The sequence below is a fragment of the Mycobacterium sp. P7213 genome, from assembly GCF_900604305.1.
Taxonomy (GTDB): domain Bacteria; phylum Actinomycetota; class Actinomycetes; order Mycobacteriales; family Mycobacteriaceae; genus Mycobacterium.
The window spans coordinates 1-22975 of the sequence record NZ_UWOA01000047.1 but is presented as its reverse complement, the minus strand read 5'-3'; the positions used below and the strand labels follow the sequence as shown (position 1 = coordinate 22975).

Annotated in this window: 13 protein-coding genes; 3 read left to right on the top strand and 10 right to left on the bottom strand. The window is 66.9% G+C overall.

Annotated elements, in window-relative coordinates; genetic code table 11:
- Positions 1-44: 44 nt before the first annotated feature.
- The 5 genes from EJK91_RS16915 to rpsF all read right to left on the bottom strand — a co-directional run bounded on the left by EJK91_RS16915 (position 45) and on the right by rpsF (position 5273).
- Complete coding sequence (locus EJK91_RS16915; protein WP_125079500.1) at positions 45-3122, bottom strand: replicative DNA helicase; 3078 nt, start codon at positions 3120-3122, stop codon at positions 45-47.
- A 484-nt stretch (positions 3123-3606) separates the two neighbouring features.
- The gene (gene rplI, locus EJK91_RS16910) at positions 3607-4065 is read right to left on the bottom strand and encodes a 50S ribosomal protein L9 (protein ID WP_024442718.1); all 459 of its coding nucleotides are present in this window, start codon (positions 4063-4065) and stop codon (positions 3607-3609) included.
- Between the two features lie 33 nt (positions 4066-4098).
- Positions 4099-4353 carry a 30S ribosomal protein S18 gene (rpsR, locus tag EJK91_RS16905; protein ID WP_024442719.1) on the bottom strand — a complete coding sequence of 85 codons (255 nt, stop codon included), beginning with the start codon at positions 4351-4353 and terminating at the stop codon, positions 4099-4101.
- A 33-nt stretch (positions 4354-4386) separates the two neighbouring features.
- Positions 4387-4905 (bottom strand): single-stranded DNA-binding protein, encoded by a 519-nt coding sequence (locus EJK91_RS16900; RefSeq protein WP_024442720.1) that lies wholly within the window; start codon positions 4903-4905, stop codon positions 4387-4389.
- A gap of 77 nt (positions 4906-4982) precedes the next feature.
- A complete protein-coding gene (rpsF, locus tag EJK91_RS16895) occupies positions 4983-5273 on the bottom strand; it encodes a 30S ribosomal protein S6 (protein WP_024442721.1) in 291 nt (96 codons plus the stop codon).
- 183 nt (positions 5274-5456) lie between these two features.
- Between rpsF and EJK91_RS16890 the strand changes: the two genes are divergently transcribed.
- From EJK91_RS16890 to EJK91_RS16880, 3 genes are read left to right on the top strand one after another with little or no spacing between them, the layout of a single operon-like run.
- Positions 5457-7196: an AMP-binding protein gene (locus tag EJK91_RS16890; protein WP_125079499.1), complete on the top strand. Its 1740-nt coding sequence runs from the start codon at positions 5457-5459 to the stop codon at positions 7194-7196.
- A gap of 33 nt (positions 7197-7229) precedes the next feature.
- Positions 7230-7907 (top strand): GAP family protein, encoded by a 678-nt coding sequence (locus tag EJK91_RS16885; protein ID WP_024442723.1) that lies wholly within the window; start codon positions 7230-7232, stop codon positions 7905-7907.
- Between the two features lie 52 nt (positions 7908-7959).
- Entirely contained in the window at positions 7960-9051 is a 1092-nt protein-coding gene (locus EJK91_RS16880) for a PE-PPE domain-containing protein (protein ID WP_046302099.1), read from the top strand.
- 9 nt (positions 9052-9060) lie between these two features.
- Here the strand turns inward: EJK91_RS16880 and EJK91_RS16875 are convergent, their stop codons facing one another.
- The 5 genes from EJK91_RS16875 to EJK91_RS16855 all read right to left on the bottom strand — a co-directional run bounded on the left by EJK91_RS16875 (position 9061) and on the right by EJK91_RS16855 (position 22971).
- Positions 9061-12105 carry an MMPL/RND family transporter gene (locus tag EJK91_RS16875; protein WP_277424734.1) on the bottom strand — a complete coding sequence of 1015 codons (3045 nt, stop codon included), beginning with the start codon at positions 12103-12105 and terminating at the stop codon, positions 9061-9063.
- 45 nt (positions 12106-12150) lie between these two features.
- Positions 12151-13566, bottom strand: coding sequence for a condensation domain-containing protein (locus EJK91_RS16870; RefSeq protein WP_125079497.1), 1416 nt, complete (start codon positions 13564-13566; stop codon positions 12151-12153).
- A gap of 68 nt (positions 13567-13634) precedes the next feature.
- The gene (pks2, locus tag EJK91_RS16865; protein WP_125079496.1) at positions 13635-19979 is read right to left on the bottom strand and encodes a sulfolipid-1 biosynthesis phthioceranic/hydroxyphthioceranic acid synthase; all 6345 of its coding nucleotides are present in this window, start codon (positions 19977-19979) and stop codon (positions 13635-13637) included.
- 92 nt (positions 19980-20071) lie between these two features.
- On the bottom strand, positions 20072-21364 hold the full coding sequence (locus EJK91_RS16860) for an MFS transporter (protein WP_241178728.1): 1293 nt from the start codon (positions 21362-21364) through the stop codon (positions 20072-20074).
- Between the two features lie 11 nt (positions 21365-21375).
- Positions 21376-22971: a glycosyltransferase family 87 protein gene (locus tag EJK91_RS16855; protein ID WP_082105817.1), complete on the bottom strand. Its 1596-nt coding sequence runs from the start codon at positions 22969-22971 to the stop codon at positions 21376-21378.
- Positions 22972-22975: the final 4 nt, after the last annotated feature.

Genomic DNA, 22975 nt, shown 5'->3' with positions numbered 1-22975 from the left:
GAGAATATGACACGGAGCGTGAGACCCTACAACACGCCTTGGCGTCAGTGCGCCATATTGGTAAACCGCGACAAATGCAGCTGGTGCGCCACCGTCACCGTCTTGGTCGGACCGTTACGGTGCTTGGCCAGGATCAGGTCCGCCTCGCCACCACGCGGGTCGTCGCGTTCAAAAGCATCAGGTCGGTGCAGCAGGATCACCATGTCGGCATCTTGCTCCAAACTGTTATGGACCGAAATCCCCTGCGCCACAAAGTTATGCGTGCCGGGCACCGTCCCATCGAACACGTCGTGTTCGCCGATGCTGGTGATCTCCGCAATGGTGTCCCAGTACACGTCGCTGGTGGCCAGGGCGTGGATGTCGTGGTCTTCGAGCACCGCGGCGGCGCGGTGCAGCCGGTCGCGACTCGGGGCGTGCTTCCACATCGTCGACCCGCAGAACTGGGTGCCCATGGCCGCGGCGAATTCGCGGTGACTCATCTGCTGATCGGCCAGCGCCCGGCGCACCTGGCCCCAGACTTCTTTCGGAACGGTGTCCAGGTTCGGATTGCGTGCCACGCCATGCAGGTGAGCCAGAATCTCCTTGGCCCCCTCGGCTTTGGCGCCCTGGGCCCCCACGTTGTGCAGGAACCGGACCTGGTTCTCGGCACCGTAGATGTGCAGGTGCCAACCGTCGCGATAACCGGCTTTGGTCACCCGCTTGATGCGGCCGAACACCCCGACTCGCGACAGCAGCCGCGCAACATCGTCGATGAGCTGCCGACTGGTCGAGGCGTAGTAGATGCGCGCCTGCTCTAACTTCTCGTCCCAGCGCACCGACCCGTCGGTCGCCCACAAGTGCCGCAGGAACAGCGCCACTTGGTCGTTCGGCAGCGCGAAAACCTCTTGCGGCACGAATTTTTCGTAGCTGCGCTTGCCGAATAGTCCCAGCTTGTCCAGCCACGTCGCGATCGGATTCCGCTTGCCGTGTGTCAGCCGGTACGGCGCCGGCAGGCGCAGCGTGGTCACCCGGGCGGCCGGGTACTCATCGCGGACCGCCGTCACCCCGAAGTGCATGGCCGCGACCGTCACCGCGGTCAGGTTCGCCTCGTCGATCGACGCATAGCGGATGGGTTGATGCTTCACGCACGAACCGTCGCCGATCATGTGGGCCAGCAGGATGACCTCGCAGTCCTCCATCCGGGTCGTCTCAACCGGCTCGGGCACGCGACGCGGGACCGCCAGACGATCTCCGACGTTCAAGTCGCCCAACGCAACCCAACCGTCAAGCGTGAGGAACGGATGGTTGGCGGTGGCCTCGACCTCACGCCCGGACGCCATCCGCAGCTTGAACACCTCGCGGTGGCCGCTGGGGAACACGTTGGTCATCGGCCGGGCCACCATCCGCTGCTGCTCATCCAGCGACCAGACCAGGGGGCGCTCGCCGGTCCGCATGAGCTCAGCCAGGGTGACCTCGGAGCCGTTGTCGGCCCGCAGGATTCGCGTCGCGGCGGTCAGGCAGCCGGATTCGCGGAGGTCTGCCAACATCGGCTTCTTGTCGGTGCGCTGCTCGGGTCCACGGTTGAGCTGGCTCAGCGCGATCACCGGCACTTCGAGCTCCTTGGCCAGCAGCTTGAGGTTCCGGGAGAATTCCGACACCTCCTGCTGGCGCGACTCGACCTTCTTGCCGGAAGTCATCAGCTGCATGTAGTCGACCGCCACCAGTCGCAGGTCGGCCTTCTGCTTGAGCCGGCGTGCTTTGGCGCGGATCTCCATCATGGTCAGGTTGGGCGAATCATCGATGTAGAGCGGCGCCTCGCTGATCTCACTCATCCGCCGCGCGAGCCGGGTCCAGTCGTCGTCTGTCATCCTTCCCGAGCGCATGTCGCCGAGTTTGATCTTGGCTTCAGCGGAGAGCAGTCGCATGACGATCTCGGACTTGCTCATTTCCAGCGAGAAGATGACGCTGGCCATCCGGTTCTTGATCGAGCACGATCGCATGAAGTCCAGGGCCAGCGTGGAGTTGTGGGTAGGCACCATGCCACGGCCGGCCAGGTACAGCCGTGCCGGGTTGTCGACCTGCACGCAGCGCACTGCCACGCTGGGTACCCGCCGCACCGCGGTCAGGCTCAGGGCCGGCGCCAGCAGCGCCGTGCCTCCGTCCGACCGCGCCGGCGTACCGGCCGGGGCAATCCGGTCCAGTCCGCAGCGCAACTGCGCGGTGCTGCGCACACCCGCGGTCGTCGGCCACAGGTGCTCGCCGTCGGCGACGATCACCGTGCCGTCGGAGAACTTCACCTCGTAGCAGGGCCGGCCCAACAGGATGTCCGTGGCGGCCAGCACACGGGTGGGCCGCCCGTCGGCGTCCAGCAGCTCATCACCGACGGCGACATCGCCCATCGTGGTCCAGCCGGCCGGGGTCGGCAACGGGGTGTTGAGCGCCAGCGCCTTCCCCATACCGGGCCGCGCCGCAATGATGATCATCTGTCCCGGGTGCAGCCCGTTGGTCACCTCGTCGAGGTCGGTGAAGCCGGTCGGCACACCGCGCGCGATACCGCCGTGCGAGGCGATCGCGTCGATCTCGTCCATGGTCGGCTGCAGCAGGTCTTCCAGCGGTACGAAGTCCTCGGAGCTGCGCCGTTCGGCCACCTCATAGATCTCGGCCTGGGCCCGGTCGACGATCTCGGCGACATCGGCGCCCTCAGCACCGGCGTATCCGTACTGCACCACTCGGGTACCGGCCTCCACCAGCCGGCGCAGGATCGCCTTCTCCGCGACGATCGTGGCGTAGTAGCCGGCGTTGGCCGCGGTCGGCACCGTGGAGATCAGCGTGTGCAGGTATGGGGCTCCGCCCACCCGGCGCAGCAGGCCGCGGCGGTCCAGCTCGGCCGCCACAGTCACCGCGTCGGCCGGCTCTCCGCGCCCGTAGAGGTCCAGGATCGCGTCGTAGATGTTCTGGTGCACCGGGCGGTAGAAGTCAGCCGGCCGCAGCCGCTCCAGCACGTCGGCGATGGCGTCCTTGCTCAGCAGCATGCCCCCGAGCACCGACTGCTCTGCGGCGAGATCCTGGGGTGGCTGGCGGCCCACGTCCTCGCGTGGCGGCTCCTCAAGCTCAGAATGACCACGGTCGTCGACTACCGCCATGCGCCCCACCTTCTCCACCGGCACACTCGAACGTCTTTTCGACGTTGCTGCCGCAACCTAACAGCGGACACCGACAATCCCGCCCTGCCGTGCCGCGTTGACGGTAGGCGTTGCTGGCGGCCGTACAAAACGGGCTTGTTCACAAAGGTGTGGATTAAGTGTGCACACCTTTCCCGCAATTGTTTGGATCGGTGGGGATGACTTGTGGATTGCCCTTCTAACCCGCGTTATCCCCGCAGGTAGAAGCGGTAGCAAGGGGTGTTTTGATTGTGGAGCACAATCTCTTCGGCGTGTCGTCATTGGTTGCCGTCTTGGGCGTGTTGCCTTGCAGACAGGTAGACGCGATTCCACATCAAAGTAAACGACCCCACCCATGCACACGGGCCTAAAAGTTAGCCAGCGCTAACCTGATGGAACCTCGTCCGAACACAGCAAAGCCCCGGCGGCGCCGATCAGGGCGCTGCCGGGGCTGCTGCGGTATGTGCTAGTTTGCCGCGGCGACGTCGAGGGTGACGTCGACGTTCACGTCGGGGTGCAGGTGCACCGACACCGGGTGGCTGCCGACGGCCTTGATGTGGGCCTTGGGCAGCCGGACGATCCGCCGGTCGAGGTTCGGCCCGCCGGCCTTCTTGATGGCGGCGACCACGTCAGCCGCGGTGACCGAGCCGAACAGCTTGCCCGAGTCGCCGGAGGTCTTCACCGGCAAGGTGACCGTGCCCAGCGCCTGCAAAGCTTCCTTGAGCTCCTTGGCGTGGTCCAGGTCGCGCACCTGCTTGGTCTCGCGGGCCCGACGGATGTCGTCGGCCTGCTTCTGCGCGCCGCGCGTGGCGACGATGGCCAGCCCCCGCGGGAGCAGGAAGTTGCGGCCGTATCCGTCCTTGACCTCGACGGTGTCTCCGGCCGCTCCGAGGTGGTCCACCTCAGCGGTCAAAATGAGCTTCATCGTTTCGTACTTTCTCCAAGATTGAGTGGTCGGCTAGCGCGCCGACGAGGTGAAGGGCAGCAACGCGACCTCGCGGGCGTTCTTCACCGCGAGCGCGACGTCGCGCTGGTGCTGAACGCAGTTGCCGGTCACACGACGGGCGCGGATCTTGCCCCGCTCACTGATGTAGGTGCGCAGCAGCGAGGTGTCCTTGTAGTCGATCACCTGCTTCTTGTTCGAGCAGAATGCGCACTTGCGAGCCTTGATCGGCTTTTCAGGAGCCGGACGCCGCTTGTTGGATTTGGCCATCTACCTATCTCTTTCGTGCTGTGGTTCGTTTGTCTAAAAGGGCGGCTCGTCGTCGGCGCCACCGAAGGAGCCGGACGCCGGAGCACTGCCCCACGGGTCTTCCGCGGCCGGGCCGGACGCGCCCGACGGGCCGGACGGGGCTGACATGCCGCCGCCCCCGCCGAAGCCGCCTCCGCCGCCACCGCGGCTGACCTTGTTGATCTTGGCGGTGGCGTACCGCAACGAGGGGCCGACCTCGTCGACCTCGACCTCGTAGACGGTGCGCTTCTCGCCCTCGCGGGTCTCGAAGGACCGCTGCCGCAGCCGCCCGGTGACGATCACCCGCGATCCGCGGGTGAGGCTCTCGGCCACGTTCTCGGCGGCCTCACGCCAGATGTTGCACCGAAGGAACAGCGCGTCGCCGTCCTTCCACTCATTGCTCTGCCGGTCAAAGACCCGCGGGGTGGACGCCACCGTGAAGTTGGCGACCGCCGCCCCCGAGGGGGTGAACCGCAGATCCGGGTCCGCGGTCAGGTTTCCAACGACGGTGATCGTGGTGTCACCTACAGCCACGGGGCCCTCCTAGGATCGGTGTCAGCGCTTGATGCTGCATTCGCAGCATGAGCCTACGCAACGGCTGCGACAGTCGCCTACGACTTGTCGGTGCGCATCACCTTGGTACGAAGCACCGACTCGTTCAGGCTGAGCTGACGGTCGAGCTCGGACACGGTGGCCGGCTCGGCCTTGACGTCGATGACCGCGTAGATGCCCTCGGCATGCTTGGCGATCTCGTAAGCCAGGCGGCGCTTGCCCCAGATGTCGACCTTGTCCACCGAACCGCCGTCTTTACGGATGACGTTCAGGAACGTCTCCAGGGACGGGGCAACGGTGCGCTCGTCGAGAGTGGGGTCAAGGATGACCATGATTTCGTATGGACGCATGGGAACCTCATCACCTCCTATGGTCGTAGTGCGGCCGTGGAGGTATCCACGGCAGGAGGGTCGCCTGCGTCGGCAACCGGGCTAGGTTACCGGAGGACCGGTCCCGCGGCGAAATTGAGGTACAAGGTCCTCCCGTTCACGCTCGCCCGGCACATGTCGGACTGTGACGGTAGCCTCACCGCCATGTCAGATGTTTCCCTATTAACTTTGCTGCGCGAGCGGGCTTTCCTCTCCCCGGATGAGCCGGCATTCACCTACACCGATTACGACCAGGATTGGGAGGGCGTCGCGGAGACGCTGTCCTGGTCACAGGTCTATCGGCGAGCCCTCAACGTGGCCCGCGAGCTCAAGCAGCACGGCTCGGCCGGGGACCGGGCCGTCATCCTCGCCCCCCAGGGCCTCGGCTACGTCGCGGCCTTCCTCGGTGCCATCCAGGCGGGATTCATCGCGGTGCCCCTGCCGGTGCCGCATCCCGGCGCACATGATGAGCGGGTCAGCGCCGTGCTCACCGACACCGCGCCGTCCGTCGTCCTGACCACCGCCGGGGCCGCCGGCCTGGTCGCCGAGTATGTGCGCGAATCCGGGGCCGACGCCACCGCGACAGTCGTCGCTGTCGACACGCTGGACCTGGACGCCAGTGTCGCCATGGGTGAGCCGCCTGTCGACTCCGGCGGGGTGGCGTACCTGCAGTACACCTCGGGGTCGACCCGGCTTCCGGCCGGGGTGATGGTGTCGCACCGCAACCTTCAGGTGAACTTCCGGCAGTTCATGGCGGGCTACTTCCCGGAGTTCAACGGGGTGGCGCCGCCCGACACCACGATCGTGTCGTGGCTGCCCTTCTACCACGATCTGGGCTTGATCCTGGGCATCATCGCGCCGGTCCTCGGCGGCTACCGGTGCGAGCTGAGCAGCCCCGTGGCGTTCCTGCAACGTCCGGCGCGCTGGATCCAGGCCATGGCCAGCCACACCCGGGCATTTTCTGCGGCGCCGAACTTCGCCTTCGAACTGGCGGTGCGCAAGACCACCGACGAGGACCTGGCCGGCCGCGATCTGGGCGACGTGCTGGGCATCGTCAGCGGCAGCGAACGCGTCCACCCCGCGACTTTGGAGCGCTTTCTCAACCGATTCGCTCCCCACAACTTCCGTGCCCGGGCGCTGCACCCCGCGTATGGGTTGGCCGAGGCCACCCTGTACGTCGCCACGCTCGACGTGGAGTGCGCGCCCCAGACCGTCTACTTCGAATCGGAGAAGTTGACGCGCGGCAGCGCGCAGCGGTGTGAGGCGCCGGACGGTACGCCCCTGCTCACCTACGGTGTGCCGAAGTCGCCGGCGGTGCGCATCGTGGACCCCGAAACCTGCGCCGAGTGCTCGGTGGGAACCGTCGGCGAGATCTGGACGGCCGGCGCCAACGTAGCCGCCGGCTACTGGAACAAGCCGGAACAGACGCGGGAAGTGTTCGCGGCCAGTCTGGTCAGGGCGTCCGAGGGCACCCCGAGCGGCCCCTGGCTGCGGACCGGTGACCTCGGATTCATCTCCGAGGGTGAGCTGTTCATCGTCGGCCGCATGAAGGATCTGCTGATCATCCGCGGGCGCAACCACTACCCCGAGGACATCGAAGCCACCCTCCAAGAGATCAGCGGCGGTCGCGTCGCGGCGATCGCGGTTCCCGTCAACGAGGACGAGACCCTGGTCACCATCATCGAGGTCCGCGATCGTGGCGAATCTCCGGAGGACACCGCCCTGCGACTGGCCACCCTGAAAAACGATGTGCAGGTAGCCATCTCCCAGACCCACGGAGTGACCGTCGCCGATGTCGTGCTGGTCGGGCCGGGATCGATTCCCATCACCACCAGCGGCAAGGTTCGCCGGGCCGCCTGCGTCGAGCAGTACCAGAACCAGCAGTTCACCCGGATGGACCGCTGAGCCGGCCGCGTCCCCGCGATACGACGTCGCCGCATGTGGATAGCCCTGGTAGTGATGGCGGCTGCCACCAGCATCGAGCCGGTGCGCATCGGTCTGACGCTGCTGATGCTGAACCGGCCCCGGCCGGTACTGCAGCTGATGGCGTTCCTGGGCGGCGGCTTCGTCATGGGGACTACCGGCGGTCTGGTGGTGTTGTTCCTCCTGCCGCCCTCGGTCACCGAGTCCTCTGGGCTGACGCTGCCGCGCGTTCAGATCATCGTCGGCGCGCTGGCACTGCTGACCGCCGCGGTTCTCGTGCTCAGGGTGCTGGTCGCCAGTCCACGCCAGACCCGTACGGGTCGTTCCGATTCGGTCCCGGTCGGATTCTCTGCTCGAGCCCAGCGGTTGCTCAAAGGCCGGTCACTGTGGGTGGCGGGAACAGCCGGTTTGGGTATCGCGCTGCCTTCGGTGGACTACCTCGCCGCGATGGCGATCATCGTCGCCTCCGGCGCCGCCACCAGCACGAAGATCGCCGCACTGCTGACCTTCAATGTGTTGGCGTTCGCGCTCGTCGAGATTCCGCTGCTGGCCTACCTGGTGGCACCCGACGCCACCCGGAGGTTCATGGCCGCGCTGCACAACTGGGGTCGGCAACGCCGGCCTGGCCAGGTCGCAGCGCTGCTGGCCGCCGTCGGCGGTGTCTTATGCACTGCCGGTGTCCTGGGATTGTGAGAAGGTGGACGTCGGGTCCGCCCGCGGGCCTGCACGGTTGAAGGGGTTAGCGATGAAACGACTGGTCGCCGGAGCTCTCGCGGTGCTGCTCGCCGGGTCGGCTAGTGGGTTGAGTGCAAGTACCGCGACTGCGGCTCCGGCACGTCCCCTCGATACCCCGGGGATTGCACCGTCGCCGACGCCGCCGCCGGTGGGCGATGCGTCGAATGTGGACGTCGTCTACGCAGTCGGCGGTGCTCGACCACCGGGCATCCCGTGGGCGGACTACACCAAGCGCGCCGGCTCCGGCTATTTCCCAAACAAGAAGCGCGAGATCATCGACTACCCGGCTGGCGCCATGTTCCGGTGGGTGCCCACCATGTTCGCGCCCGACGCCAAGCGCGACAACGTGACCGTGGCCGCCGCTGTCGACGCGGCCACCGACAGCCTGGACGCGATCATTCGCAGCGGGAATGAGCCGGCCGCCGTTGTCGGGTTGTCGCAGGGCACCATGGCGCTGGACAAGGAGCAGGTCCGGCTCGCCAACGACCCCAGTGCGCCGCCGCCACACATGCTGCAGTTCTCGACGTTCGGCTCTCCCATGGGAAAGCACGCTTTCGGGAAGAGCTTTCTCTCCGGACTCTTCCCACCGGGCAGCCGTCTACCACTCGAGGACTACACCATGCCCCCGGAAGTGGAGAGCCAGTATGACTCCAATCGGGTGGTCGCTGCCTACGACGGCATGGCCGACTTCCCGGATCGGCCCGAGAACCTGTGGTCGGTAGCCAATGCGCTCATCGGCGCCGCCATCGTGCACACGCCGGCTGCCTTCACCACGCCCGCCGACGTGCCCGCCCAAAACATCCGGTCCACCGTCAATTCCCGGGGCGCGACGACGACGTCGTACTTCATCCCGATCAATCACCTGCCGCTGACCCTGCCGCTACGCTTCGCCGGCGTACCCGACGACGTGGTCGACCAGCTCGACGCCTTCCTGCAGCCCCAGGTCGACGCCGGCTACTCCCGCAATGACGACCCCGCTACCCGACCCATTTCAGTCCACCCGGCCGGGATGGATGTGGTGCAGGTTCTGGGACCGGAGACCAACAGCGCCGTCGACGACACCGTCGGCAAGCTTCGCAACTTCTTCGGATTCACCGGCTGACCCACGGCCTCAGGCGTCGGCCACCGTCTCGATCACATCGCCGTTGGCGCTGCCCCGTTTCAGAGAGTCGGGCCGGGGTTGTAGCCACGGCCGCGCGGGCCACCAATTGGCCCGTCCCAGCAGCGCCGCCGCGGCGGGCACGGTAATACTGCGCACCACAAAGGTGTCCACAAGGATGCCGGCGCCGATCACGAAGCCGCCCTGCACCACGGCCCCCACACTGGCGAACAGCAGCCCGAACATCGCGGAGGCGAAGATGAGTCCCGCTGCGGTGATCACCGCGCCGGTTGAGCCGACCGTGCGGATGACGCTGGTGCGCACGCCCAGCGACGACTCGTCGCGCAAGCGGGACGCCAGCAGCATGTTGTAGTCGGCGCCCACCGCCACCAGCACCACAAACGCCAAACCTGGCACGCTCCAATGCAGTTGCTGGCCCAATATGACCTGAAAGACCAAGGCACCGAGCCCGATCGCCGACAGGTAGGAGACGATCACCGAGCCCACCAGATAGATCGGTGCGATGACCGAGCGCAGCAGGGCGGTCAGAATCAGCAGCACCACCAGGGTTGTCAGGACAACGATGAGCCGGATATCCCGGTCGTAGTAGTCGCGAATATCGCGCAGTGTGACAGGGTACCCGGAGATCGAGATCGAGGCATCCGCCAGCACGGTATTGGGTTGCGCCGCTTGGGCGGTCGCGAGAATCGTGTTGACCTGGTCCATGGCTTCGGTGCTGAACGGGTCCTCACCGGTTTGGATGAAATACCGCACCGAATGCCCGTCGGGCGAGACGAAGGTGTGGGCCAGTTCCTTGAATTCCTCCGTGGCCAGCACCTGTCGGGGCACATTGAAACCCGCCATGGACGGTTCGGAAGCCTCATGGCCCATGGTCATGAGGAACGCTGACGCGGTGTCGAGGCCCAGTCCCAACTCCTTGGTCTGGTCGACCAGGAGTTGCACCCCGTCGGCCACCTGACGGCCGGCGCTGGCGAGCTCGCTGGTGCCGTTCTGCATCTCGATGACCTTGCGCTGCACCCGACGAGGGCTGTCGAATCCCAGCGCATGCAGAGACTGCGAGGCTGACTGCAAGGAGCGGCTGAGCCCGTTGACCGCCGACGACAGCGTCTGCGAGGGCTGCGCCGACTGCAGCTGGCGAAACAGGCTGGAGATCTCATCGAGAGTGCCTGCGGCGCGGGCGTTCTGCAGCTTGTGGAACTCGGCCCGCGCCGTCCCGCAGATCGGATTGGCGTCGCATGTCGGGCTGGCATCGAGGGACTCGGTGACGGGATCGACCCAGTCGAAGCTGGACGCGAGCCCGGCGAAGGTCACCTGGAGGGCGTCGCCGAGCGCCCGGATACTGTTGACCAGCCTAGTGGCCTGGTCGATTTCACCGAATGTCTTGGTGCCGCCGAACTGCATCTGCAGATACGCCAGCGCATCGACCAGACTTCGCACGCTGCCAAGCGACTGGCTGACCTGGGTGTTCAGATCTTCGAGGCTGTTTGCCAACTTCCGGGATCCCGTGGTCAGCCGGTTGAGGTCGCCGTCGCGCTCAGCGATCAAGCCCGCGGCGTCGCCCAGCTGGCCCCCGACCTCACCGGCTTGGTAAGTGGCCCTGGCCTCTTCGAGCGACTCACCACCCGGCCGGGTAACACCGCGGACGACGGCCACGCCCGGGATCTGGCTGATCCGTTGCGCCATCTGCTCCATATCGGCAAGAGCCCGCGGCGTACGCAGATCGTTGGGAGATTGGACCAGCAGGTACTCAGGGATCGTCTGGTTCACCGAGAAGTGCCGATCCAGCGCCGCATATCCCACTGAGCTGTCAACGGAGTCCGGCAGTTGTTTGCGGTCGTCGTAGTTGAACCGGATCAGCCCGGCGGCACTGCCTAAAGCCAGCAGCAGCGCCAGGCTACCGACCAGATACGTCTTGGGGCGCCGAACGATTCGCACACCGGTACGGCGCCAGAACCGCGCAGCGCGTTCGGGGCGTGGTGCCACCCATCCGCGCGGTCCGGCCAGCGTCAGAATGGCCGGAAGCAACGTCACCGCCGCCAAGAACGCCACCGCGATCCCGATCGCCAGCACCGGGCCGACGGTGGCGAAAACCCCCAGTTTGGCAAAGCCCATCCCCAGCAGGGTGATGGCGACGGTGGCCGCGGATGCGGCAATCACCTTGCCTATCGATGCCAGGGCGCGCTGCACGGCGCGCCGGCAGTCCTCGGCAGTACCGGATCCCATCCGGATGTAGTCGTGATAGCGGCTGACCAGGAAGACGACGTAATCGGTTCCCACACCGGCAATCAAGGCACTGAGCATCACGATGGCCTGGTTGGAGACGGCCATTCCGCTCACCAGTGACGCGGTCGCGACTGCCGCCTGCGCGACCACCATCGATACGCCGATGGTGATCAGGGGCAGCAGCATGGTGAGCGGGTTGCGGTAGATGATGCCCAAAATGAACAGCAGCAGGACACCTATCGCCAGCTCGATCGCGAAACGGTCCCGCGCCCCGGCATCGGTCAGGTCGGCGACCGTGGCCGCTGGGCCGGTGACGTCGGCGGTCAGTGTCGACCCGGCAACGGTCTCCTTGACGATCTCGGCGACGCGGACGTATGCCGCGTAGGCCTCCGGGGTTCCCAAGTCCCCCGCCAGCCCGACCGGCAGGATCCACGCTTTCCCGTCACCGCTGACGAGCACCTCCCGCAGCGCCGGGGTGGTGTGAAAGTCCTGCAGCATCACCACGTCTTCGGTATCAAGACGCAGCCGGTCCACCAACGTGCGGTAAACCTTCTCATCGGCTCGATCCAGGCCCGCCTCATCGGTGAGCAGAACGGTCAGCACGTTCTCCGAGCCGTCCTCGTCAAAGGCGGCGGACACCTTGGCGGCGGCCTGGACCGACGGGGCATCGGCGGGCAGCACAGCAACGGGATGGCGTTGCGCCATCTCGGTCAGCGACGGCGCGAACAGCGGCAGCAGCACGACCAGCAGCGCCCAGAAGCCGATCACCGGCCATGGGCGCCGTACGACGAAGTCGCCTAGCCGGCTGAAGATAGGTTCACCTCCGGCAGTTGCACGGCACTGCGAGTGGGACTGGGCTCATGCGACCTTCTCCCCATGGCCCTGGTCGGCAATGCGCTCAAACACCGACTTCAACAACGCCAGGTAGCGGGCCACCGATTCGTGGGCCTCGGGGTTGTCGGGGAACACCGCGGTGGCAGCGGTCTCCTCCCCGACCCGGATCACATAGAGCGACATCTGATACGAGTACCGGCCGTCGCTGTACACCCCGATGTTCAGGTCGTCCAGGCCCGCGGCGATCAACGCGGACAACGGGGCGGCCCCGGCGTCGAGGAAATTGATGACGGGAAAATTGGGCGGCGGTTTGCCCAAGCTGGGTACCAATTCGCGCACCCGCTGGTAGGGCACATCCGCCAGCGTCCTGCCTGTATCGAAAGAGAGCTGCGCGGCGTTGGCGGCATCCGCAAACGAGGACTCCGCGACGGGAACGGTGATCGGTATCAGCCCGGTGAACCAGCCCAGGGTGAGGTCATCGCCCGGAGATCTCCGGGTATCCCGCGGCGTGAGTCCGTAGAACGTGTCCGTACCGGTGAGTTCCCGGTGAGCCAGACCGCAGCACGCCAGGACACCACCGATGAAACGCGTGCTCGCGTCGGTGCAGGCGGACTCGAAATCGACGGTCTGCTTCTCATCGAGCATGGTGACGGTGACCATGGCCGCGTCACACGGTTGCGCGGGGTCGCCGAGCGGCAGCGGGAAACCGGGCAGGCTGTTGTCGTTGTGTTCGGCGAAGGTTCGCCAGGCCTGGATCTCGGGCGATTCTTCGGTGAGCGCAGAGGTGAACCGGTGCTGACGGATGCAGAACTCGCTGTAATTTCCCGCCGGTGGCAACTCCAGCGGTGCTCCACCGGCGACCAGCGCGTTGTACATGAAGTAGAGCTCCATCAACGTCACGCCGGCGACCGCCGCGTCCACGTGCACGTGATCGATGCTGGCGAAGAAGGTGAAGTGGCTCTTGCCCTGAATGATCCCGAACCGGAAGCAATCCCACTGCAACGGATCGGGCGTCTCGTTCAACAGAGCGCGTACCTGCGGCAACGCCAGTTCCCCGTGATCGACCGGGACGAACTGGATATCGGCCGGGTCGTCTATGACGTGGCGGATGAGGCGTCCGTCGTCGGCGTGCTCGAACCAGCTGCGGTAGGTCTCGTGCCGCCGCACGTGCGCATTGATGATGTAGTCGATGGCCCGCCGGTCGCAACGGCCGGCCATGTCGCAACTGAGCACCATCAAGCGCGAGTAGTCGAGTCCGACGGCCGTCTGGTCGATGTAGCCGCGAATGTGTTGTTCCTGCATGTAACTGGCAGGCACGCTGTTGACCGGCGCCTGTCGCGCCGCGGCCAGCGCAGCAGCCGACGGCTGCCACACGACGGTGGGCCCGGCCTCGGGCTCCCAGTCCGCCAACGTTCCCAACGCCAATGGCCCTACACGCACGTCTGCTCCTCTACTCGTGCTAACAACACTTCGGCTGGCAACTCGGGACAGCGACCGGCCGATTCAAACTACCTACCGCCGCGAGACTCCGCATGTTCTAAGCGTGCGGCCAGCTGCTCGCATACGTGCTGCGACAGGCCACGCACCGTGGTGAGCTGAGCAGGACCGACACGGACCCCGGTCTCGGTTTCGACCCGGGTACGAAACTCCAAGCTGGCCAACGAATCCAGGCCGTATTCGGGCAGCGGCCGGTCCGGATCAACGGTACGGCGCAACAGCAGACTGATCTGATCGGAGACCACACGCTGTATCGAGCCCAACCATTCGTCGGGCGGGAGCTCCTTCAGGCCGGCGAGGAACCGCTGCGCGTCGGGACTGCTTCGGCGCACCGGCCGGAACGCTTCGGCGAACGGGCTGCGGTGTGCCAGCGCCACCAACCACGGTGCACGAGTGATCGGCGCGTATCCAGCGTAGGCGCGGCCATAGCTCAGCAGCGCATGGAAGGCGCGGGCGGCTTCGGCGGAGGTGATCGCAGCCGACATGCCGTCGGCGGAGTCAGCGACACTTCCGGTAGCGGCCCACGGCCCCCAGCCGATCACGGTGGCCGGCAAACCCTGGGCCTGGCGCCAGCGTCCGAATGCGTCCAACCAACTGTCGGCTGCTGCGGCGGCGCCCTGGCCGGGCGATCCGATCAGTGCCGCAGTCGAGGAGAACGCGCAGAACCAGTCCAACGGTTGTGCGGTTGCCTGTTCGCGCAATGACCGGTGCAGGTTCCACGCGCCGTAGACCTTCGGCTCCCAGCAGCGGTCAACCAGGCCACCGGTGGTTTCGGTCAGCGGTGCTTCGCCCTCCGGGGCGACCGCATGCAGGACGCCGCGCACCGCCAGGCCAGACGCCGTCGCCGCCGCCACCAGCCGGTCCGCGGTCTGCGGCTCCGCGATATCGCCGCATTCCACCGCAATGTCGGTGCCCCGTGCGCGCAACCGCTCGATAGCCTGTTGCGCTTGGCGATCCGGTGCCGAATCGCCGTTCAGCACCATGCGGCCACATCCCGCTGCGGCCATCTCCGCAGCCAGGTGCAACCCGGCTCCGCTGGTGCCACCGGTGACGATGTAGGCGCCATCTGCCCGGAAGGGCCGGGTCTGCGCCGGTGGCACCACCGCAACGGTGCTACCGGTCTGGGGCACATCCAGCAAAACCGTTGCCGCGCAGTCATCGCCGCCGGCCAGTCGCAGTGCGGAGGGCGCATCCAGCAAAGGCCGGTGCGTGGTCTTCGGCTGCGGGAGACTGCCGTCAGCCGCCTTTCGGTAGACGGTGCCCAGCAATCGCTGGACCGTTTCTGGATGACTGTGCGCCAGCAACGCCAAGTCGACCACGTGCAGCGACAGGTTGCGACGGAATGGGTACAGGCCCAGCCGGCTGTCACCGTAGACGTCCTGTTTGCCCAGCTCGATGAACCGTCCGCCGAAGTTCAACAGTTCGATTCCAACGCGTTGCGCCACCCCGGACAGCGAGTTGAGCACCACGTCGACGCCGTGGCCAGCTGTGTCGTGGCGTATCCGATCGGCAAACTCAAGACTGCCAGAGTCATAGACGTGCTCAATACCCATGTCGCGCAGCTGTTGTCGCCGCTGCGGGGTATCTGCGGTGGCGAACACCTGACATCCGGCCGCGCGCGCGATCGCGATTGCGGCCTGACCGATTCCGCCGGTCGCGCAATGAATCAGCACCTTGTCCTCTGATGTCACGCGCGCCAGGTCGTGTAGTCCATACCAGGCGGTGGCATATGCGGTCGGCCAGGCGGCGGCTTCGGACACCGGCAGTTCCGCCGGCAGGCTGGCCGCCAGCCGGGCGTCGCAGGTGATGAAGGTGCTCCAACAGCCGTCGGGAGAGATGCCGCCGACGTGGTCACCCACGCGGTGGCCGGTGACATCAGGGCCGACGGCCGTCACCACGCCCGCGAAATCGGCGCCCAGCTGCTGCAGGCCTGCCTCGATCGTGGAGTACTCGACGGGAGCGGCTCCGGCACAGTTGATTCCGGTGACCGCCACCGCAACCTCGATCTGACCGCTGCCCGGCGCCCTCCGCGGGGCGGCGACCGGTTCCCACGACTCGGGGTCAGCGGGGTCGCGGTGTTGCAGGCGCAGACAGTCTTGACCGTGCTGGACCACGGTGGTCCGCCGATCAGCTGGGCCGAGCGGTCCGGGGCGCAGCCGCGCGGTGTACCAGTCGCCGTCACGCCACGCGGTCTCGTCCTCCTGCGACCCGCCCTGAAGTTGCGCCGCAAGCTGCGCGGCCAATGCCTCGTCGTGCTCGGCAGCACTGCCGTCCACATCGATCTGGGTGACCTTCAAGTGCGGATACTCCGAGTCCACCACCCGAATCAGCCCACGCAAGCCCGCTTGCTCCAGGTTGGGCCGATCCTCAGGTCGCACCGCGGCGGCGTCTCGGGTCACCACATACAACCGCGGTGACTCCCCCGGAAGCGCCACCATCTGCCGCACGATGTCCAGCAGGTAGGCCACGAATTCGCGGCCGATCCGCGGGGAGTTGGAATCGTTGAGCGCCGGTGGGGTGACCACAACCACCCCGGTCCGGCCATCAAGCATCCCACTGAGTCCGTCTGCCACGGATCCGCGGTCGATCGGCAGGCAAACCGTGTGGGATTGCGCGCCTTCTCCGTTGAGCACCTCACCGAGGCGGCCGGTCAGCGCATCTGTGCCGTCAGTCATGCTCAACAACAGCCAGTTTCCCGCATCGGTGGCCGCCGCAACCGGTTGATCGCGCCGCTCCCACTCGATGGTCAGGAGGCGCTCATCAAGGGTGCGCTCGGCGGACTCGCTCTCCGAGCGGCCGGCCTGGAATTGCAGACCCTCGACGGTGAGCACCACGTTGCCCGAGACGTCCATCAATTCTAGATCAGCCTCGCAGGCGCCGGCTCGCGCCGCCGTCACCGTGCTCAGGCAGTACCGCACGTCGCGGATCAGCTGATGGCGGCACAGCCTGCGCACACCAACCGGGCGCAGCAGTCCCCCATCACCGGCGCGCGGGACGTCGGGCCGCATGACGACCGACATGATGCACGCTTCGAGTAGGGCCGGATGAACTTCGTAGAGCGCCTGCTCCGGGCGGGCCGTCCCCGGCAGCGCAACTTCGGCCAAGGCCGTGGCACCGATAGTGTGTCCGCTGTCGCCGAACCGGAGCTCGACCAAACCCGAGAATGCCGCGCCGTATTGAATTCCGTGGCGGTCGGCGGTTTTTCGTAGCTCGGCGCCGTCCACCCTGGCCTGGTGCGCGGCCAGCAACGCGGCGATATCGCGAACCGATGGCTGCCGAACGGCCGACTGAGCCTGCAACACCGCGGTTGCGCAATCGACACGGCCGCGGGCTTGGCGGGTATGCACCGCGAAGTCCAGGACCCCGGGCGCCACCACCACCGCCCCCGAAGACACCGATGTCCGGTCGTCGAGGGGCAGCAGCTGTTCGAACCGAACATCGCGAATCTCGGCTGATTCGCCCAGGCCGGCACGGGCGGCGGCCAAGGCCATCTCACAGTAGGCGGCCCCGGGCAGGATGGCCGTGTTGTGAACCCGGTGGTCGTCGAGCAACGGGTGCGCCACAACCCCCACGTCGCCCTGCCAGACGTGGCGTTCGGGTTCCTCCAGCAGGTGGACGTGGGCTCCCAACAACGGGTGTACCGCCCGGACTGCCGCGCCGCGCGGGGTGGTCTCTGCGTCTTCCCGGCTGAGTATCAGCTCGCGGTGGCTCCAGCTCGGCAGCGGCGCTTCCACCAATGTCCCCGACGGGTAGATCGCAGCGAAGTCCACCGCGGTCCCGAGACTGTGCAGGTCAGCGACGAACCCGCGCAAGCCATTCCAGGGCTGGTGTTCACCCGGGGTGACCACCAGTGCAGCGATCGCGATGTCGAGGTTCTTGGCATTCTGCTCGAGGACCTCAGCCAGCCGTGGGTGCGACGCCAGCTCTCCGAAGACCCGGTAGCCGTCCTTGATCGCCGCCTGCACGGCCGCTGCGAACCGCGCCATGTAACGCAGGTTGTCCGCCCAGTACTGCCCGTCGAATGACGGCCGGTCACGGGGCGACCACAAAGTCGCGGAGTAGTACGGGATCTCGGGCTCAGTAGGTTTGAGGTCGGCGAGGGCTAGAGCCATCTCGTTGAGGACCGGCTCGACCTGCGGCGAGTGCGCGGCGACCGCGACCGGCACCTCACGCGCCGGAACTCCCTGTTGCTGCCAGTCGGCCACCAGGCCCCGAACGGTCGCTGCGTCTCCGCCGATGGTCGTCGACTCCGGCGACTCGACCACGGCGAGCACCGCGTCGGACACGTCACGAATGGACAACTCCGACAGCACTTGCTGCGCAGGCAGTTCCACGGTGGCCATGGCGCCGTTGCCGACGATCCGCGACATCAACCGTGACCGTCGGCATACCACGCGCAGCCCGTCCTCCAGGGTCAGTCCGCCGGCTACGACGGCCGCCGCCGCCTCCCCGAGCGAGTACCCGATGACGGCGCCGGGCCGAACCCCGTGGGCCTTTATCGCTTCGGCCAGTGCGACCTGGATGGCGAAGTTCGTCGGCTGCGCTCGTTCGACGTCGGTCGGCGGCAGCTCGGCGGCGATGGCTTCGGCGAGTGAGAAGCCGGCTTCTGCCGCGACGACCGGCTCCATCTGTGCGATCGCGTCCGCGAAAGTCGGTTCTTCGGCGAGCAGTGCCGCCATTGGCGCCCACGGGGGAGTTTGGTCGGAGAACACCCATACCGGACCGCGGCCATTCGCTTCGATAGCAGGCTGGTACGCCAAGTCGTTGCCGGCGATTTCGCGCAGCGCGTCGCTGAGTTCGCCGCAGTTGCTCGCCGACACCGCCGTTCGTACCGGCCGGTGGGATCGCCTTCGCGCCAGCGTGTAGCCGAGATCGGCGAGGCCGGCGGTAGTCATCGCGCTGCCGTGTGCGTCGACCCAGTCCGCCATCCGGGCGGACGTCACCCGCAGCTGGTCTGCTGAGTTCGCCGAAATCGGGAAAAGCAAAGGCGCCTGCCGGCCGTCTTCTGTCCCCGTGTCGGTGGTCGCATCCGGCACCGCCGACACCGGTGGTTGCTCGATGATGACGTGCACGTTGGTGCCCGACCGGCCATGCGAAGAGACCGCGGCCCGACGCGGATGGCCCGCGTTGGTCGGCCATGACGTATTTTCAAGCGGCACAACCAGGTTGGTGTCTATCCCAGCCAGCTGGTCCGGCAGCCGGGTGAAATTCAGATGCCGTGGGATCGTGCCGTGCTGCAGGGCCAGTATCGCCTTCATCAGGCCCAGCGGTCCGGACGCCGACTGGCAGTGCCCGAAGTTGGTTTTGACCGACCCCACGAAGCAGCGCTGGTCGGTGCCGTAGACCTCGGCCAGGCCGGCGTACTCGGTCAGATCCGCAGCCGGGTTTCCCAGACCATGTGCTTCAACCAGCTCCACCGTGGCGGCTTCGACGCCGGCCGCGGCCAATGCGGTCTGATACACCGCGACCTGCGCCGGCTTCGACGGCGCCCCGGCCGTTCCGGTGCCGCCGTCCTGATTGGCGGCACTGCCGCGCAGCACCGCCAGGATGCGGTCGTGATCGCGGATGGCCTCGGGCAATCGCTTGAGAAGCAACACCACGCAGCCTTCACCCGCCACGAATCCGTCGGCGTCGGCGTCGAAGGCCCGGCAACGGCCGGTCGGAGACAATATGCCCTGCTGCGAGCCGGCCACCGACCTGCGGGGGTCGAGCATCACCGATACGCCGCCGGCCAGGGCGAGCTCGCTCTCGCCGACCTGCAGGCTGCGGCATGCCTGGTGAACAGCCATCAGGCCGGAGGAACACGCCGTGTCCACCGTGACCGCCGGCCCGTGCAGTCCCAGGACCTGCGATACCCGGGCGGACGCGAAGCCGGTGCTGGTCGCGGTGAATCCGTACGGTCCCTCGGCGGCGCCGCAATCGGCGGACAGCAACTCATAATCGTTGTGCGTCAGCCCCACGAAGACCCCGGTCTGTGATCGGGTCAAGGTCGCCGGGTCGATTCCGGCATGCTCGACGGCCTCCCACGAGGTCTCCAGCAGCAGGCGGTGTTGCGGGTCGACCGCGATGGCTTCCGGCTCGGTCATGCCGAAGAAGTCGGCATCGAACGCGCCGATGGAGTCCAGGAAGCCGCCCCATCGGGATACCGACCTGCCCGGCTGCCCCGGCTCGGAGCCGTAGTAGGCGTCGACATCCCACCGGTCCGCGGGCACTTCGCCGATGAGGTCGGCACCGCGCAGCAATGCTTCCCAGAACCGTTGCGGAGAATCGATGCCGCCGGGCAGCCGGCAGGCCAGCCCGATAACGGCGATCGGCAGGGCGGACGGGTCGTGAGGAGGGGGAGGAGCGGTAGTCATCGCCCTCGCGAGGTTACAGCACGGTCACGACAAACTTGCGCCTACGTAAACTCAGGTACCAAAAAGAGGCCGCTAAACCACTATTCAAGTCCTCAAGGACGTACCCGCAGTTCACTTTGCGAGGAGGTTCGGATGGGCAGCATCGCGACCAATCCGGCCGCCAGCACGACCAACAGGCCGCCGAGCCCGGCCCGGTCGGCACCGAACAGATCCACGAAGGTGAAGAACAGCGTCGGCGCCAGGAACGTGGCCGCACGCCCGGTGGTGGTGTAGAGCCCGAAGGTCAGGCCTTCCTTTCCGGTGGCGCTCATCTGTAGCAACAAGGTGCGCGCCGAGGACTGGGCCGGTCCGATGAACAGGCACAGCAGCAAGCCGCAGACCCAGAACGTCAGGGGCCCCGACAGTGCCAGCAAAACCAGCCCCACCACGATCATCGACGCCAACGCGCCGAGGATCACCGCCTTGGACCCGATGCGCTCGTCGAGCAGCCCGCCGAGCGCCGCCCCGACCGCGGCCACCGTGCTGGCCGTGACTCCGAACAGCAGCACGTCAGCAGCGGAGATGCCGTACACGTTCACCCCCAGCACCGCCCCGAACGCGACCACCCCGGTAAGGCCGTCCCGGAACACCGCGCTGGCCAACAGGTAGTAGACGATGTTGTGGTCACGGCGCCACTCGGCGACCAGATCGGCCCGAAGCTGCCGGAAGCCCTTCGTGGCGGCGTTCGGCAGGTCATCAGCGGCGGCATCGGCACACGCGTTCGGCCGTGACCGCAGCAACGGCAACGCAAAGACCAAGAACCACACCGCGGTCAGCAGCATCGCCGCGCGTACGTTCACCCCGTCAGCGGTCGGCAGGTGCAGCAGACCGACGTTGGACCCCTCCCCCGCGACGAAGCCCACGTAGACCACCAACAGCAGTGCCACACTGCCCAGGTAACCGGCGGCCAGACCGAAACCGGAAACCCTGCCGGAGTTCTGCGGTACGGTGACCGACCGCAACATCGCGTTGTAGGGGACGGTGGCCAGATCACTGCAGGCGGCCGTCACGGCCAACAGTGCCAAGCCCGGCAACAGGTAACGCGGGTCATCGCGGATCAGGCTCATCGACGCGGTCAACACGGCAACCGTGCCGCTCAACACGATCAACGCCACACGCCGCCGCCGTGGGTCGGTGATCGAGTTGCCGGTCAGTGGAGCCATCAAGGCCACCACGATCCCGGCAATGGCCATTGCCCGGCCCAGCCAGCTGGCCGGCGAGGTGCCGGCGCCCGCCCCGACCGAGGCGGTCAAGTACACCGAGAAAACGAACGTGATGGTGATCGCGTTGAGGCCGGTGGCTCCGCAGTCCCAGAGCGCCCACGCCAACCACGGGGGTTTCCGCACGGGCACAAACCCTATAGCTGTCGCGCACTCACCTGCCCGCCGGTTCCCATTTCGGCCTGGGATCGAAGCCAGGGCAGGGGCGCATCCGGTGCCGCATCGAACACCCCGCCGGCGGGGTCGTCGGCCCACCCGTGGGCGCGCACCAGATCTTGCTGCGGGAGGTAGATCTGCCGAATCACCAATGCGCACAGCACCACCACCGCCACGTCACGTAGCAGCACGGTGGTGGTGAACCACTGCTCAGGGAGACCGCGATCGGCAACGCTGTAGAGGTAGTACATCCGCGGCACCCAGACCAGCGCATCGACGGTCATCCACACCAACAGCAGCCGGCGGTGCGGCAGCGCGAGCACCGCCAGCGGCACCAGCCACAGCGAGAACTGCGGACTCCACACTTTGTTGGTCAACAGGAACGCCGCGACCACCAGAAACGCCAACTGCGCGACGCGCGGCCGCCGCGGCGCCGTCAGCGCGATGTAGCCGATTCCGATGCAGCACAGCGCAAACAACGCGGCGACGACTCCGTTGAGCACCGTCGGGGGCTGCCACATCCCCAGGTCGCCGTCGAAGCCCTGCCAGCCGGTCAATGACCGGAGCACGTTGTAGAGCGAATCCATGTCATCGCCGCGGCGGGAGTTGAGCCGGAAGAACTCGCTCCAGCCCCGCGGCGCGTACAACAGCACCGGCAGATTCACCACCAGCCAGCTGACCGCGGTGGCCACCACGGTGCGTTTGACCTCCCGCAGCCGGCCGGTACGCAGCCCCAGCACCAGCAGCGGGAACAGCAGCAACAGCGGATACAGCTTGGCGGCGGTGCCCAGACCGATCAGCACCCCGGCCGCGGTCGGGCGGCGTCGCGCCCAGGCCAACAGACCGGCCCCGGCGAACGCGGTCGCCAACGCGTCGAAGTTGGTGAAGATCTGGAAGATCACCAGCGGCGAAGCCGCCACCAGCGCCGCGTCCCAGACGCGTCGACCGGCCAGCACAGCGGTGGACCACACCGTCGCCAGCCAAGCCAGGGCCAGACCCAGCGCGACGATGTCGAAGAACACCACTACCTCGGCCACCCCGCTCAACGCCGGGATCTTCACCACCTTGGTGATTGCCGTGTATGTCTTCGCCAAAGCCATCGCCGAGTACTGGTACAGACCGGTCAGCACCGGATATTCCATGTAGCGCACGGCCGGCAGCCCGTCGTAGCGGATCTGTTCCTTGCCCGACGAGTCCTTCTCCACCCAGCTGGACTTGTACGGGAACTTGCCCTGATCCAGCAGCTCCGCGGTGTAGAGCGGCACCACGTCGGAGTAGCACAGCTGGAAGTACGCACGCTCGTTGTCCCAGTTGGCCACCCGCTGGTCGGGACTGCCGCTGCCGGTGCTCTGCAGGCACGCCGACTTGGTGGTCCAGCCCAGCGCCAAGAACAGCACGGCGATCAAAAACATCACCCGCAGCGGCGTCATGAACCTGGTCCGCCCGATCAGCGCGTGCCGGCCGACCGGGCCGCCGATGGTGTTCGACAGCGCATGGCCGACGACATCGGTGCGGCTGGGCAGGTCGCGGTCGTCGGCGCTGCGCAGGTCGGCCGCCAGCCGCCGGGGCGATCGTATGGTG

Bases quoted from the DNA above. Each gene is read 5' to 3' on its own strand.
- EJK91_RS16885 (WP_024442723.1), top strand. From the start codon at position 7,230: ATGTGGATAGCCCTGGTAGTGATGGCGGCTGCCACCAGCATCGAGCCG.
- rpsF (WP_024442721.1), bottom strand. From the start codon at position 5,273: ATGCGTCCATACGAAATCATGGTCATCCTTGACCCCACTCTCGACGAG.
- EJK91_RS16890 (WP_125079499.1), top strand. From the start codon at position 5,457: ATGTCAGATGTTTCCCTATTAACTTTGCTGCGCGAGCGGGCTTTCCTC.
- pks2 (WP_125079496.1), bottom strand. From the start codon at position 19,979: ATGACTACCGCTCCTCCCCCTCCTCACGACCCGTCCGCCCTGCCGATC.
- rpsR (WP_024442719.1), bottom strand. From the start codon at position 4,353: ATGGCCAAATCCAACAAGCGGCGTCCGGCTCCTGAAAAGCCGATCAAG.
- rplI (WP_024442718.1), bottom strand. From the start codon at position 4,065: ATGAAGCTCATTTTGACCGCTGAGGTGGACCACCTCGGAGCGGCCGGA.
- EJK91_RS16880 (WP_046302099.1), top strand. From the start codon at position 7,960: ATGAAACGACTGGTCGCCGGAGCTCTCGCGGTGCTGCTCGCCGGGTCG.
- EJK91_RS16915 (WP_125079500.1), bottom strand. From the start codon at position 3,122: ATGGCGGTAGTCGACGACCGTGGTCATTCTGAGCTTGAGGAGCCGCCA.